The organism is Tessaracoccus sp. OS52 (assembly GCF_020687685.1).
Classification (GTDB): Bacteria; Actinomycetota; Actinomycetes; order Propionibacteriales; family Propionibacteriaceae; genus Arachnia.
Genome location: NZ_JAJEWM010000001.1, coordinates 462,206 through 476,453 on the forward strand (window position 1 = coordinate 462,206; position 14,248 = coordinate 476,453).

Annotated in this window: 17 protein-coding genes; 14 read left to right on the plus strand and 3 right to left on the minus strand. The window is 67.2% G+C overall.

The annotated features are described in order from the left end of the window. The first annotated feature begins 38 nt into the window (after positions 1–38). The 13 genes from LKO27_RS02000 to rpsQ all read left to right on the plus strand — a co-directional run bounded on the left by LKO27_RS02000 (position 39) and on the right by rpsQ (position 9,681). The gene (locus LKO27_RS02000; RefSeq protein WP_227735227.1) at positions 39–3,035 is read left to right on the plus strand and encodes a glycoside hydrolase family 2 TIM barrel-domain containing protein; all 2,997 of its coding nucleotides are present in this window, start codon (positions 39–41) and stop codon (positions 3,033–3,035) included. A 9-nt stretch (positions 3,036–3,044) separates the two neighbouring features. Next, complete coding sequence (locus tag LKO27_RS02005; protein ID WP_227735228.1) at positions 3,045–3,890, plus strand: DUF2510 domain-containing protein; 846 nt, start codon at positions 3,045–3,047, stop codon at positions 3,888–3,890. Between the two features lie 412 nt (positions 3,891–4,302). Next, positions 4,303–4,614, plus strand: coding sequence for a 30S ribosomal protein S10 (rpsJ, locus tag LKO27_RS02010; protein WP_040284687.1), 312 nt, complete (start codon positions 4,303–4,305; stop codon positions 4,612–4,614). Between the two features lie 7 nt (positions 4,615–4,621). After that, positions 4,622–5,287 carry a 50S ribosomal protein L3 gene (gene rplC / locus LKO27_RS02015; RefSeq protein WP_227735229.1) on the plus strand — a complete coding sequence of 222 codons (666 nt, stop codon included), beginning with the start codon at positions 4,622–4,624 and terminating at the stop codon, positions 5,285–5,287. Then, a complete protein-coding gene (gene rplD, locus LKO27_RS02020) occupies positions 5,284–5,994 on the plus strand; it encodes a 50S ribosomal protein L4 (RefSeq protein ID WP_227735230.1) in 711 nt (236 codons plus the stop codon). The genes rplC and rplD overlap by 4 nt, the downstream gene beginning before the upstream one ends. Next, positions 5,991–6,299: a 50S ribosomal protein L23 gene (rplW, locus tag LKO27_RS02025; RefSeq protein WP_227735231.1), complete on the plus strand. Its 309-nt coding sequence runs from the start codon at positions 5,991–5,993 to the stop codon at positions 6,297–6,299. The genes rplD and rplW overlap by 4 nt, the downstream gene beginning before the upstream one ends. A gap of 34 nt (positions 6,300–6,333) precedes the next feature. Then, entirely contained in the window at positions 6,334–7,170 is an 837-nt protein-coding gene (rplB, locus tag LKO27_RS02030) for a 50S ribosomal protein L2 (protein ID WP_227735232.1), read from the plus strand. 18 nt (positions 7,171–7,188) lie between these two features. Further along, complete coding sequence (rpsS, locus tag LKO27_RS02035) at positions 7,189–7,470, plus strand: 30S ribosomal protein S19 (RefSeq protein ID WP_227735233.1); 282 nt, start codon at positions 7,189–7,191, stop codon at positions 7,468–7,470. A gap of 28 nt (positions 7,471–7,498) precedes the next feature. Then, positions 7,499–7,900, plus strand: coding sequence for a 50S ribosomal protein L22 (gene rplV / locus LKO27_RS02040; RefSeq protein ID WP_227735234.1), 402 nt, complete (start codon positions 7,499–7,501; stop codon positions 7,898–7,900). 2 nt (positions 7,901–7,902) lie between these two features. Continuing rightward, positions 7,903–8,721, plus strand: coding sequence for a 30S ribosomal protein S3 (gene rpsC / locus LKO27_RS02045; protein ID WP_227735235.1), 819 nt, complete (start codon positions 7,903–7,905; stop codon positions 8,719–8,721). Between the two features lie 2 nt (positions 8,722–8,723). Beyond that, complete coding sequence (gene rplP, locus LKO27_RS02050) at positions 8,724–9,143, plus strand: 50S ribosomal protein L16 (RefSeq protein ID WP_227735236.1); 420 nt, start codon at positions 8,724–8,726, stop codon at positions 9,141–9,143. Then, on the plus strand, positions 9,143–9,376 hold the full coding sequence (rpmC, locus tag LKO27_RS02055) for a 50S ribosomal protein L29 (protein WP_227735237.1): 234 nt from the start codon (positions 9,143–9,145) through the stop codon (positions 9,374–9,376). Before rplP ends, rpmC begins: the two co-directional genes overlap by 1 nt. Positions 9,377–9,378: 2 nt before the next feature. Continuing rightward, positions 9,379–9,681 (plus strand): 30S ribosomal protein S17, encoded by a 303-nt coding sequence (rpsQ, locus tag LKO27_RS02060; protein ID WP_227735238.1) that lies wholly within the window; start codon positions 9,379–9,381, stop codon positions 9,679–9,681. A gap of 51 nt (positions 9,682–9,732) precedes the next feature. On the opposite strand, the gene LKO27_RS02065 is transcribed toward rpsQ, so the two are convergent. From LKO27_RS02065 to LKO27_RS02075, 3 genes are read right to left on the minus strand one after another with little or no spacing between them, the layout of a single operon-like run. Beyond that, the gene (locus tag LKO27_RS02065; protein ID WP_227735239.1) at positions 9,733–10,470 is read right to left on the minus strand and encodes a class F sortase; all 738 of its coding nucleotides are present in this window, start codon (positions 10,468–10,470) and stop codon (positions 9,733–9,735) included. After that, a complete protein-coding gene (locus tag LKO27_RS02070; RefSeq protein WP_227735240.1) occupies positions 10,467–12,524 on the minus strand; it encodes a hypothetical protein in 2,058 nt (685 codons plus the stop codon). The genes LKO27_RS02065 and LKO27_RS02070 overlap by 4 nt, the downstream gene beginning before the upstream one ends. After that, positions 12,524–13,513, minus strand: coding sequence for a hypothetical protein (locus LKO27_RS02075; protein WP_227735241.1), 990 nt, complete (start codon positions 13,511–13,513; stop codon positions 12,524–12,526). Before LKO27_RS02075 ends, LKO27_RS02070 begins: the two co-directional genes overlap by 1 nt. Positions 13,514–13,879: 366 nt before the next feature. On the opposite strand from LKO27_RS02075, the gene rplN reads away from it, so the two are divergent. After that, positions 13,880–14,248 (plus strand): 50S ribosomal protein L14, encoded by a 369-nt coding sequence (gene rplN, locus LKO27_RS02080; RefSeq protein ID WP_143936992.1) that lies wholly within the window; start codon positions 13,880–13,882, stop codon positions 14,246–14,248.

Genomic DNA, 14,248 nt, shown 5'->3' on the forward strand with positions numbered 1-14,248 from the left:
GCGGGCCGATCTATTCCTGACGTGCTAGCTTCAGCCGTGTGTCAACGTCTGACGAAATCGTTTCCTACAGCCCAGGATCCGGGAGGCGCGTAACGCCCCGGGCACAGGTCTCCTCCGACGCCCCGGCGCTGGACCTGTCCGGCAACTGGCGGTTCCGGTTCTCCGCCCGGCCGGACCTGGCGCCCTCCGGCGCCGACGCCGTCGAGTTCGATGACGGCGACTGGGATGACCTCGAGGTCCCCTCGCACTGGGTCCTCCAAGGACGTGAGGATTGGGGCAGACCGAGCTACACCAACGTCAACTATCCCTTCCCGGTGGAGCCCCCATTCGTGCCCGACGACAACCCCACGGGTGACTACCGGGTGCGCTTCACGCTCGACGACAGCTTCGTCGCCGACGGCGCGCGCGTGCACCTGCGCTTCGGCGGCGTGGAGTCGTTGTGCATCGTCTCGCTCAACGGCGCCGGGGTCGGAGTGGTCCGGGGCAGCAGGCTGGCGCAGGAACTCGACGTCACCGACGAAGTGGTGGTGGGGGAGAACCTGCTGCACCTACGGGTGCACCAGTGGTCCGCCCACACCTACCTGGAGGACCAGGACCAGTGGTGGCTGCCGGGCGTGTTCAGGGAGGTCGAGGTCCTCTCGCGCCCGACCCACGGCCTTGAGGATCTCTGGCTGCGTGCCGATTACGACCCCGACACGGGGCAGGGTGGCCTGGTGCCCGAGATCCGCGCGGACGCGGGTGCCTACCCCGTCACCGTGACGATCGAGGAGTTGGAGATCTCCGAGACGTTCGACGAGCCCGGGGCCGTGCGGCCGATCCCGGTGGGCACGGTGGAGCCCTGGAGCGCCGATGTTCCGCGGCTCTACGACCTGACCGTCCGCAACGCCGTCGAGACCCGCACCCTGCGCGTGGGCTTCCGGCGGGTGGAGGTCGTCGGCCACGAGTGGCGGGTCAACGGAGTGAAGCTGCGCATCCGGGGCGTGAACCGCCACGAGTACGACCCTGACCGTGGCCGGGTGTTCAACCGGGAGGCCGCCCTGGAGGGCCTGCTGCTGATGAAGCGGCACAACATCAACGCCATCCGCACGTCCCACTACCCCCCGCACCCCGGTCTGCTGGAACTCACCGACGAGCTGGGGTTCTGGGTGATCGACGAGTGCGACTTCGAGACCCACGGCTTCGAGGCCGGGGGGTGGGTGGACAACCCGACCGACGACCCTCGTTGGCGCGAAGCCCTCCTGGACAGGGTGGAGCGGTTCTTCGAGCGCGACAAGAACCACCCCTCGGTGGTCGCTTGGTCGCTGGGGAACGAGGCGGGCACGGGGGCGAACGCCGCGGCCATGGCGGCCTGGCTGCACCGTCGGGATCCGGAACGACCTGTGCACTACGAGCCCGACCACGAGGGCCGCTACACCGACATCATGTCCCGGATGTACGCCACACCGGAGGAGATGACGGACCTGAGCAACGGGGTCGGCAACAACCTGCGCGCCTCCGCCGGGCGGGCTGCGGCGCTCGCCGACAGGCCGATGATCCTGTGCGAGTACGAACACGCGATGGGTAACGGCGCTGGTGCGCTGGCGGTCTACGAGGAGCTGTTCGACACTCTTCCCCAATGGCACGGCGGCTTCGTCTGGGAATGGCGTGACCACGGTCTGCGCACGCGGACCAAGGACGGACAGGAGTTCTTCGGCTACGGGGGTGACTTCGGCGAGGAGATCCACGACGGCAGCTTCGTCTGCGACGGGATGGTGCTCTCCGACGGCAGCCCCACGCCCATGCTGGCGGAGTATGCGGCCGTGACCTCGCCCATCAAGCTGGAGGTCGACGACCTCGGGCTCGTGATCGAGAACCGCCGTCACGACGGTGACACCTCGGACCTGCGGTTCGTGGTCCTCGACGAGGTGGACGGCCGCGTCGTGGCACGTCACGAGATCGACGTCGACCCCATCTGGCCGGACGGTTCCGACGACGTCGACATCCCGGACCCTCCGGCGGTGTCCGACGGTGAGCTGTGGCGAACGGCCCGCGCCGAGTTGGCCGTCGACACGCCCTGGGCGCCGGCGGGCCACGTCGTCGCGTTCCACCAGGTGCAACTGACCAACGCAGGATTCGCCCGGGAGCGCGGGGTCGCTGCCGAACCCATCCGTGCGGAAGCGGAGATCCGGGTCGGGGAGGCCGCTTTCGATGCCCGTACGGGTGATCTCCTGCGGTTGGGGGAGGTGACCGTGGCAGGTCCGCGACTCGAACTGTGGCGGGCTCCGACGGAGAACGACTCGCTGGCGGGCTTCAACTCCTATGTCGACGTCGATCCGATCAGCAGCCGGGGCATAGGAGCGCCGGCTCCGTCGTCAGCGGACCAGTGGCGGGCCGCCGGACTCGACCGGTTGCACCGCCGGGTGCTGGCCGTGGACCTGGTGGCCGGAGGACTCAGGGTCCGTCACCGCTACGCCGCGGCCGCCAGCCGGGAGGCAGTCGTCGTGGAGTTGTTGTGGCGCTTCAGCGACGGTGAACTCACCCAGGAAGCCGACGCCCAGCCCACGCGGGGCTGGACCGGAACCTGGCCGAGGATCGGCCTGCACCTGCGGCTCCCGGAGGGCGTGGGCGACGTCGCCTGGTTCGGTACCGGACCCTTCGAGAACTACCCCGACTCCGAACAGGCAGCCATCGTGGGCAGGTTCGAGGCCAAGCTGGCCGACCTGAACGTCAACTACGCAATCCCGCAGGAGAGCGGGCACCGCGCGGGGCTGCGTGAACTGGTGCTGCCGGACCTGGGGCTCACCGTCACGGCCGACGAAGTCGCGGGCTCTCGGCCGGGCTTCAGTCTGCGCGCCCACGACGCCCACGAGGTGACGGCCGCCGCCCATCCCCATGAGCTCCCCGTCCCGCGTGCAACTCATCTCTATCTGGATGCGGGACAGCACGGGCTCGGGTCCCGCAGTTGCGGACCTGACGTCCGGCCGGAGTACCAACTCCGGCCCCAGGCGGCCCAGTGGTCCGTACGTTTCGGGCACGGAGGGAAGGGATCGGTCTAGGCTCTTTCCATGGCGGTGCAGCCGGGCTGGTACCAGGACCCAGAGGGGCCCGCTGGTCAGCCGCGCTACTGGGACGGGAGCCGCTGGGCCCCCCGCCATGGCGGGGCCGTCACGTCCCATCCACGCGGCGCCATGACCGGCCGAAGGGTCTGGACAGGGCCGCTGGTGATAGTCGCCGTGGTCGGTCTGCTGGTGGGATTCGGCTACTTGCTGCTGCCGGAAGTGCTCACCCCGGGGGACGCGACCCCCGAGTTCGGAGAGGATCCGTGGCAGGTGACCAGGTCTCCGGTGGCACCCACGGATGGCCGCTTCGAGGTTGGGGAGCTGAACTGCGTCGCGGCGGGGTCGGCGAACCTGCCGAAGGGTCCGGAACTGAGGGTGGCGGGGATCGTCGTGCCCTTCCCGGACGAGCGCTGGGGCTTCCGGTTCGAGAACTCCCAGTGGCCTTGGCTCCATGACCTGCACGCCTGGGGCAGCATCGACATCGAACCCAGGGGCGAGGCCTGGGCCGCGGGGATCGTCGCAGGCAGGCTGGACGCCTCTGACGGCTTCGGCGAACCGCAACAGGCCGCTGCCGCCGTCGTGGAGTGCCTGGTCACCCACGGTCCCTTCAACACCGGTGAACAGATGGTGGACGCGACTTCCGAGGCCGTCACGGTCGGTGGGATGGCGGGCTGGTCCATGACGATGTCCTATCCGGAGGAGGGGGCCTACGGAGCCACCGTGGTCAAGGTGCTGACGATCGACTCCGGGCAGCCGGGCAGCCTGGCCGCCGTGATCGGGTTCTACCCGCTTGGCGAACTCGAGTCCGAGACCATCGTCCTGGACGCGCTCGACGGGATCAGGAGGCAGTGAGGCGGTCCCTGTACCCATGCAGTGCGCAGATTGGACCTCTGCGGGCGCGGTGACTACACTCGTTGGGCCGGGAGAACGTCTCCCAGCGCCGTCAACGCCTGGTGCAGAGTGATTTTGCGCCGGGGGCCGGGCGTGCAAGAATATGTAGGTTGCTCCGCGAACGGGGGCAGGCTTCACCGTGTTGTCGGACAGGCTCCCAAAGGGCCGGGTTCGCGCCGGCCGGTCGCCCAACGTGTTGAGTCGGAGCAGCTGCCCAAGCGAGAGATTGCCCTTCCGGGAGAGATTCTGGAGGAGGTCCCAAGCTGCGGCACATGGCGCGACACTCCCGACCTCGGGGGCCGGAGCGACAAGGGGAATCAGCCCCGAATGAGTTCGAAGAACTTTCACCAGGGACGAGTAGAAGGAACCAACTGTGGCGGGACAAAAAATCCGCATCAGGCTGCGGGCCTATGACCATGAGGTCATCGACTCCAGCGCGCGGAAAATCGTCGACACCGTGACTCGCACGGGTGCAAAGGTCGCTGGCCCCGTGCCGCTGCCGACGGAGAAGAACGTGTACTGCGTCATCCGTTCGCCCCACAAGTACAAGGACAGCCGTGAGCATTTCGAGATGCGTACGCACAAGCGGCTGATTGACATCCTCGACCCCACGCCGAAGACCGTCGACTCGCTGATGCGTCTCGACCTGCCGGCTGGTGTCGACATCGAGATCAAGCTTCCGTGAGGTCGAAATGAGCACTACTACTGAACGAAACGTTAAGGGCATCCTGGGCACCAAGCTCGGCATGACCCAACTGTGGGACGAGAACAACAAGGTCGTCCCCGTCACCGTGATCCAGGCCGGTCCCTGCGTCGTGACGCAGGTGCGCACCCCCGAGACCGACGGCTACAACGCCGTCCAGCTCGGCTTCGGTGCCATCAAGGCCAAGAAGGTCACCAAGCCCGACGCCGGTCACTTCGCGAAGGCTGACGTGACTCCCCGCAAGCACCTTCTGGAGCTGCGTACGTCCAACGCCTCCGAGTACACGCTCGGCCAGGAGCTGACCGCCGACGTCTTCGCCGACGGCGAGATCGTCGACGTCACCGGCACCACCAAGGGCAAGGGCACCGCGGGCGTCATGAAGCGCCACGGCTTCCACGGCCTGCGCGCCTCGCACGGTGTCCACCGCAAGCACCGCTCACCCGGCTCGATCGGCGGGGCCTCCACCCCTGGACGCGTGTTCAAGGGCCTGAAGATGGCCGGCCGCATGGGCAACGACAAGGTGACCGTACAGAACCTGAAGATCCACGCCGTCGACGCTGAGCGCGGGCTGCTGCTGGTCCGCGGCGCGGTCCCCGGCAACAAGGGCTCCCTCGTCGTCGTGCGTACTGCAGCCAAGAAGGGTGATGCAGCATGAGTGAAGCACGCATCGTCGACGTCCTCGATCCCTCGGGCAAGAAGGCCGGCAAGGCCGAGCTGCCCGCAGAGGTCTTCGACGTCCAGACCAACGTTCCCCTGATCCACCAGGTCGTCGTGGCACAGCTTGCAGCGGCCCGGCAGGGGACCCACTCCACCAAGACCCGCGGCGAGGTTCGCGGCGGTGGCATCAAGCCCTGGCGCCAGAAGGGCACCGGCCGCGCTCGTCATGGTTCGCGCCGTTCTCCCATCTGGGTCGGCGGTGGCACGGTCCACGGTCCGCAGCCCCGTGACTACTCGCAGCGCACCCCCAAGAAGATGGTGGCCGCCGCTCTGCGTGGCGCCCTGTCCGACCGCGCCCGCGACGGTCAGGTGCACGTGATCTCCGAGATCGTCTCCGGTGACACGCCCAGCACCAAGGCCGCGCTGAAGACCCTCTCGGGTCTGGGTGACCTCACCAAGGTGCTCGTCGTGCTCGACCGGTTCGAGGACGTCGGCTGGCTGTCCCTGCGCAACGCGGCCGATGTGCACGTGCTCGCGGTGGACCAGCTGAACACCTACGACGTGCTCGCCGCAGACAGCATCGTGTTCACCTCCGCCGCCCTGGCTGCGTTCGTGAACCCGGCCCGCGGTGCCGCAATCGAGGCCGTCGCCACCGAGTCCGAGGCCGAAGAGGCCGAGGCTGCCGGCAAGGAGAAGAAGAAGTGACCGACCTCAAGATCCGCGACCACCGCGACATCATCCTGCGCCCGGTTGTGAGCGAGAAGAGCTACAACCTGCTCGACGAGGGCAAGTACACCTTCATCGTCGCCCCGGACGCCAACAAGACCGAGATCAAGATCGCCATCGAGGCCATCTTCAACGTCAAGGTCACCTCCGTCAACACGCTCAACCGCGAAGGCAAGCGTCGCCGCACGCGTTTCGGAATCGGCAAGAAGGTCGACACCAAGCGCGCCATCGTGACCGTCGCCGAGGGCGAATCCATCGACATCTTCGGGGGCTCGGGCGCCTGAGCCCGAGTGCGAAGAAGACAAGGACTGATTCCTCATGGGTATCCGCAAGTACAAGCCGACCACACCCGGTCGTCGCGGCTCCAGCGTGTCCGACTTCGTCGAGCTCACCCGCTCGACGCCCGAGAAGTCGCTCCTCGCTCCCAAGCCGAAGACGGGCGGCCGCAACAACTCCGGCCGCATCACCACCAGGCACATCGGTGGTGGCCACAAGCAGGCCTACCGCATCATCGACTTCAAGCGCTACGACAAGGACGGCGTGCCGGCCAAGGTCGCTCACATCGAGTACGACCCGAACCGCACCGCCCGGATCGCTCTGCTCCACTACGCCGACGGTGACAAGCGCTACATCATCGCCCCCAACGGCCTCAGCCAGGGCACGGTCGTCGCTGCCGGAGACGGTGCTGACATCAAGCCTGGCAACAACCTGGAACTGCGTCAGATCCCCGTCGGCACCACGGTGCACGCCGTCGAGCTGCGTCCAGGTGGCGGAGCCAAGCTCGGCCGCTCGGCCGGTGCCGCGATCCAGCTGGTGGCGCGCGAGGGCAAGTACGCCACGCTGCGCATGCCCTCTGGTGAGATGCGCATGGTTGACGTCCGCTGCCGCGCCACCATCGGCACGGTGGGCAACGCCGAGCAGTCCAACATCAACTGGGGCAAGGCCGGCCGCAACCGGTGGAAGGGCATCCGCCCGACCGTCCGCGGCGTGGTCATGAACCCGATCGACCACCCGCACGGTGGTGGCGAGGGTCGCACCTCCGGTGGCCGTCACCCGGTCTCGCCGTGGGGCAAGCCCGAGGGTCGGACCCGGGACAAGAACAAGGCGAGCAGCCGTCTGATCGTGCGTCGCCGCAAGACCGGCAAGAAGCGCTGATAGGGAGCCTGAGGAAATATGCCACGCAGTCTGAAGAAGGGCCCCTTCGTGGACGACCACCTGCAGAAGAAGGTGGATGTCCAGAACGAGAAGGGCACCAAGAATGTGATCAAGACCTGGTCACGCCGTTCGATGATCGTTCCGGACATGCTGGGTCACACCATCGCCGTCCATGACGGCCGCAAGCACATCCCCGTGTTCGTCACCGAGGCGATGATCGGCCACAAGCTGGGCGAGTTCGCACCCACGCGTACCTTCCGGGGTCACGTGAAGGACGACAAGAAGGCCCGCCGCCGCTGAGGCAGGCAGAGAAGGAATTGATTACACAATGAGCAACGAGAACGGCAACAGCCGTCGTCGCGAGATCCTGCTGGGTGACCGTCCCGGATCGTACGCCGTCGCGCGCCACGTCCGGATGAGCCCCACCAAGGTCCGCCGTGTCATCGACCTCGTCCGCGGCATGGATGTCGCTGAAGCGCTTGTCGCGCTGAAGTTCGCGCCGCAGGCCGCTTCCGAGCCCGTCTACAAGGTGGTGGCCTCCGCGGTCGCCAATGCCGAGAATGCCGAGGACCTGCGCTCCGAGGAGCTCTTCATCTCCCAGGCGTTCGTCGACGAGGGAGTCACCCTCCGTCGTATCCGTCCCCGAGCCAAGGGGTCCGCGAGCCGCATCCTCAAGCGCGGTTCACACATCACTGTGGTCGTCGAACCCCGTGAGACGAAGGGAGCCTGAGTATGGGCCAGAAGATCAACCCGAACGGTTTCCGTCTCGGCATCACCACCGATCACACCACTCGCTGGTACTCGGAGAAGAAGTACGCCGAGTACGTCGAAGAGGACATCAAGATTCGTGAGTACCTCACGAAGAACCTCGAGCGGGCCGGTATCTCCTCGATCGAGGTGGAGCGCCGCTCCGAGCGTGTCACCCTCTTCCTGCACGCTGCGCGTCCGGGCATTGTCATCGGCCGCAACGGCGCCGAGGCTGAGCGAGTGCGTGCCGCACTGGAGAAGATGACCGGCAAGCAGGTGCAGCTGAACATCCTCGAGGTGAAGAACCCCGAGATCGACGCCCAGCTGGTCGCCCAGGGAGTTGCCGAGCAGCTCGGCGCCCGCGTGGCGTTCCGACGTGCGATGCGCAAGGCTCAGCAGACGGCCATGCGCGCCGGTGCCCAGGGAATCCGCATCAAGTGCTCCGGCCGTCTGGGTGGGGCTGAGATGTCGCGCTCCGAGGGCTACCGCGAAGGTCGGGTCCCGCTGCACACGCTGCGCGCGGACATCGACTACGGCTTCTACGAGGCGCGTACCACCTTCGGCCGGATCGGCGTGAAGGTCTGGATCTACAAGGGCGACGTAACCGGCACCCGCTCCGAGCGCGCAGCCCAGAAGGCCGCCCGCAACGCAGCCCCCGGTGGCCGTGGCGGTCAGCGCCCCGGTCGTCGTCCCGGTCGCGGCGAGGGCCGCACTGACCGTCCTGAGCGCGGCGGACGTCGTCGCGCCGATGCAGCCCAGGCCCCGGCGCCGGCTGCAGCCGCAAGCGAGAACGCAGGAGCCTGAGCATGCTGATTCCTCGTAGAGTCAAGTTCCGCAAGCAACACCACCCGAAGAGGGATGGCATGGCCAAGGGCGGCACCAAGCTCGCCTTCGGCGACTTCGGAATCCAGGCGCTCGAGTCCTCCTACCTGACCAACCGTCAGATCGAGTCCGCTCGTATCGCCATGACCCGCCACATGAAGCGTGGCGGAAAGGTCTGGATCAACGTCTATCCGGATCGCCCGCTCACCAAGAAGCCTGCTGAGACCCGCATGGGCTCCGGTAAGGGTTCCCCGGAATGGTGGGTCGCCAACATCAAGCCCGGCCGGGTCCTGTTCGAGGTCTCCGGCGTGTCGGAGGAAGTCGCTCGCGAGGCCCTTCGGCTGGCAATCCACAAGCTGCCCCTGAAGGCACGCTTCATCAAGCGCGAAGCAGGTGACATCTGATGCCAAAGTCATTGACTGCCCACGACCTCCGTGGCCTGTCTCGTGATCAGCTCAACGGCAAGGTCGTTGAGTTGAAGGAGGAACTGTTCGGTCTGCGATTCCAGGCTGCCACCGGCCAGCTGGAGACGCACGGACGCCTCCGTGAGGTCCGCAAGGACATCGCGCGGATCTACACCGTGCTGCAGGAGCGCAACCTCGGCATTGTCGACGAGCCGGCTGTTGAGGAGAAGTGACCATGAGTGAAGAATCCACCACCACCCCGCTCGTCGAGACCCAGGGCGAAGAGACCCGCGGCCGCCGCAAGGTGCTGTCGGGCGTCGTCGTGAGCGACAAGATGGACAAGACCATCGTCGTCTCGGTCGAAGATCGCGTGAAGCACCCGCTCTACGGCAAGGTCATGACCAAGACCTCCCGCCTCAAGGCACATGACGAGGAGAACACCGCCGGCATCGGCGACCGTGTCCGCGTCATGGAGACCAGGCCGCTGTCGGCGACCAAGCGTTGGCGTCTGGTCGAGGTCATCGAGCGCGCCAAGTAGGCAACCATCAGCAAATGGCAGGGCCCCGGAGTTGACTCCGGGGCCCTGTTGTCATGCTGGGACTGCTTCCACCACCACCAGGTCCCGGTAGTTCCCGTCAACGACGGGGCCCCCACAGGTCACCAGCACCAGCCGAAGCCTTCCGTGGCGCGTGAAGAGAGCGGGGTGGTCCGCGTCTCGTTCCATCCGTTTCGCGGATGAGACCAGCCAGTGCGTTGCCGCGCCCGTGTCGTCCACGACCTCAATGACGTCCCCCGGCTCTGACGCGGCGAGCGGCCAGAGCGCGCCACGCGTCCCGTTCCATGAGACGTGGCCGGTGATGAGCACGGTGCCGGAAGCATCACCGGGCCGTGCGCCGTCCTCCCAGATGCCCACATGTGAGGGATCGTCAGGGATCTCGAGCTCGTCGGCGTCTACCCCGACCAGGTCCAGCGGTGCCGCGATGCCGAGATGGCTCATCACGAGCATCGGACCCCGGAACGACGACGACCCCGGTTCGCTGCCCGGGCGCCGCTGCGACGACCCATCCTCGGGTCCGCGGGTGTCTTCGGCGAGTGGCTCCTGGGTGGTTGAGCCACCAGCCACACGTTGGTCATCGAGGTCGTCATCCCGGAGCTCACCGCTGTGGACGGGCAGCGGTGCGGAGGTCGGGTGAAGGGCTGGCCAGAAGCCTGCCACTGATAGGCACAGCGCCGCCGCGAGTGCTGCGGGGACCCACGAGGTGCCGATCCACTGGCGCAGTCCCGCCCAGCTCGACGGCGCCTGCAATCCCCGCCGGGGGGCGATCATCGCCGGACACCGCGTGAGCGCTGTTGGACCCATACGGCGGTTCCGGCGACCAGCACACCGAGGTGGACCAGCGCCCACCGGACTTCCCTGATGGGATCACCCGAGTTGATCCGGGGTGGTCGGACGGGCGGACCGGACGGTGGCTGGGCCGGTGGCGTGGGCTTCCTGGGCTCGGTGGGCGGACGACTCGGCGGCGTGATTGTGGGAGGCGCTGACGGCGGACCCTGGACCGGCGGTGCCGGTGGAAGTGATGCCGGCGGGGACATGGATGGCGGGGGAGTCGCGGCTTCCGGAGGGTAACTCGTTGGGGGCATGGTTGTGGCCGGGGGCGGTGCTGCAGGTGGCGGCTGGGTTGGTGGCCCAGGAACGGGCGGAGATTTGACGAGAACTGTCTGCGTCGGCGCCCCTGGCGGGTGAGAGAACTCGGCCACCACTTGGTCCTCGTGGCTGAGGACCAAGCGGGCTGAAGCGGAATAGCAGCCCGGCTGCAGCAGCGTCCGGGGCAGGAGTTCGCTGATGCTTCCTGAATCCATGGCGACTTCCTCATAGCGGGCCAGCAGCGGAGCACCGGTCCAGTCGACGGACTCGCATTCCAGTTGAGGTGTCGGTTGCACGGGTCCCAGGAGTTCCCCGGACACGGTGGCCAGGAGCGGCTTGTCGGAATTGGGGACAGCTCTCCCCGGAACCCCGCTCAACGTGAGGGAGTCGCTGACTCCGACCCCCGTCACCGCCTCCCCGTCAAGAAGCAACTCGGATGAGAGGACGGGCGCCACCACGAGACTCGTCTCGGAGACTTGGGGCCAGTCCGCTGCGGCCGGAGGAATGACCAGAGGGGCCTCGTCCAGCCGTTCCACCCACATGTAGTACCCGGGCGGGCCGAATGGCACGCTGCTGCTGTGGACCTGGGCTTTTCCGTCCTCGTCGTAGGCTCCTTCGAACCTCGCGACCCCCACCTCCGGTGCGGTCGACGGTCCAGCTGCTGCCAGTTCGGACAGGGACGAGAAGGGACCGTACAGCGTGGTGGATCCGCTGAACCGCGCCTTGGGGCGACCTCCGGTGACAGTGACGATGTCCACGGCGGCAGCGCCAGGCTGCGCTATGACGTCCCGCGTTCGGGTGGTCACCTCCGGTGTCCAGGGAACCGGCTCCAGCGTCAGTTCGTGCTCCCAGTCCATGGCCACGGATCCTGGTGCGGCGATCATGCGCTGGATCGTGTCCTCGGCGGGTACGAACAGCCGGGGGAGCGCTCCGGGGATCCCGGCTACCTTGGCCGCTACGGTCCCTGTCACGGCCCTTTCGAGAGGCCTGTCCAGTTCGATCCGCACGTGCGCGATCCCGTCGTGACCGGTGCTCCCATCGGCGGACCTCAGGGCCAGGTCACCACCCGTCGTTACCGTGAGTGGCCGGTCGGGCACCGGGTGGCCGGCGGCGGAGAGCACCCTCACACGTAACTCGCCGGTCGGATCGGCGGCATCGGGACGGCGGGTCCAGGTCACGTCCATCGTGTACGGGCCAGAGAGTCGTGCCGCCTCTTGCTGCAGCCTTTCGAACTCGCGCAGCGCACCAGGGTGTGCGGCGGTCACGGCGGCCCAACGCTGGGCCTCCTTTGAGACCTGTCGGCCACCGTCGATGGTGCGAACCCGAACCGCATGCTCCACCGCTGCCGCGACGTCGGGGGCGGGGGCGGCCCCTGTTTCGTGCAGGATCCACGAGATCTCTGCGAGCTGCCCCACCGATGTCTTGTTGGGGCCGTTGCCGTGCTTCCCGCGCGGACCACCCCAACCGGTCTGCTTGAAGAGTGTGTAGTTGGAATACTCCGTCCAGGCACTCGCCTCGCGGGGCGGGCCGGAGTTCAGGTCGATGCAGTACGCGGTGACCTCGCCCACTCGCTGAGCCCCGTACCAGTGCTCGGGGTGGTTGCGTGTGGGCATCCGGTAGCCCGACCCAGCCTTCACCCCGTCCTGGGGACGGGCGTCCGCGAGGCCGGGGACCAGTGCGAAGCCGAGCACGAGGATGAGGACCACCGCCAACGGCGTCCGCCAGCCGAGCCGCATCACGAGAACACGTCCCGGGGCTCTGGCAGGCGCCACAACTGCACCAGCCGGGAGCCGCACGACGGGCACTCGGTGAGACTGCGTTCATCTCCATGTCCGGTTCTGGAGTACATCGACACCTGAGGAGAGCACTTCGTGCAGTCGAGCAACTCACCTCTCCACGTGCGGGCACGGAGGCGCCGTGCCAACAGTCCAGCTACCCGGCAGGGGAGGTCCACGACGTCGCCCCAACTGAGCACGAGCGGCTTCCCAGGGTCGGCCGGGTCCTCGGAACTCGACAGCGACCGCAGCCACTGGTGCCGGTTGTCCTCGCGGGGGATCGAGCCGTCGAACCGGATGTTGACATCGACACCGCGCAGCAGTGCCTGCACATCGTGCGGCTTGCCATCGGGGAAGTTCTCCCAGTCCAGGAACGGGAGTCCGTGCGGGAGGAGCACGTCGCGGTTGAGCCGGCTCTCGAAGGCGCTGATGCCATCTGCTGCCGAACCCTCCTCACACAACCACAGGAAGCGCTCGCGGTCTTGCAGCCGGAGGGCGCGGCCGGCCAACTTCTGCGCCAAGGACGTGTCAGGAGCGGGTGACACCAGCAGCCGGCCGAAGGCATCGTTGACCGCATCCGTGGACTGGGTGTCCTCCGGACTCCCGGGGTGGAAGCGCCACGGCCCGCGATCCGACAGCTTTCGGTACCCGGTCCAGACGTCAATGAACTCGGGTTCCGGCCCTTGGCCGCGCACCCAGGCGGCGGCGGCGAGGCCGAGCGCGGCCGACGGGCCGGCGATGAGCAGGCCGGCCCAGACCTTCCCGGCGGTGTCCAGTTCGGCAGCCAGCGAGTAGAGGCCCGGCCGTTGCCTGTGACACTCCCCGCGGGCGATGGCCCCGCTGAATTGCTGGATGCCGAACTTCTGGGCATGGGCGCTGGTGAACACGCCTCCTCTCAGCCTTGCGTGGGACACGAGACCTTGCGGCAGGATTTCGTAGTTGGTCGTCATGTCACACACTCTGGTTGTGCGCCGGCGGGAGGCTTCACGGCATGGAGCAGCCTGTGGACAACACAGCCAACGCCACGACCACTGTCTCCACCACCGTCGAAATGGGGTGGTGCCCGGACCGCCGGGCTGAGCCCCCACAGAAGCGACCGGGAGCGCTGACTGGGCAATTTCATCTGCCGGGGGTGCGTGATGTACGCTTGTCAAGTTGTCCTGCGTCTGTGCCCGGGTGCTCGTGTGCCCGGGGACCTTTCACGGACGACGAAACCCCGTACCTCAGGTTCGGGGCGCCTCCTGGCAAAATCCAGGGGGTTCATCACGAGTTCCGAACAGGCCTTCAGGGAACCAGTCGGACGACAGGAGTAACCAATGATCCAGCAGGAGTCGCGACTCAAAGTCGCCGACAACACTGGTGCCAAGGAGATCTTGTGCATCCGTGTGCTCGGTGGCACGAAGCGTCGTTACGCCTACGTCGGCGACACGATCGTCGCCACGGTCAAGGACGCAATCCCCGGCGGCAACGTCAAGAAGGGCGAGGTCGTCAAGGCTGTAGTAGTGCGCACCAGCAAGGAGCGTCGGCGTGCCGACGGTTCCTACATCAAGTTCGATGAGAACGCAGCCGTCATCCTCAAGGCCGACGGCGAGCCCCGCGGTACGCGCATCTTCGGCCCCGTGGCCCGTGAGCTGCGCGAGCGGAAGTTCATGCGCATCATCTCCCTGGCCCCCGAGGTGATCTGA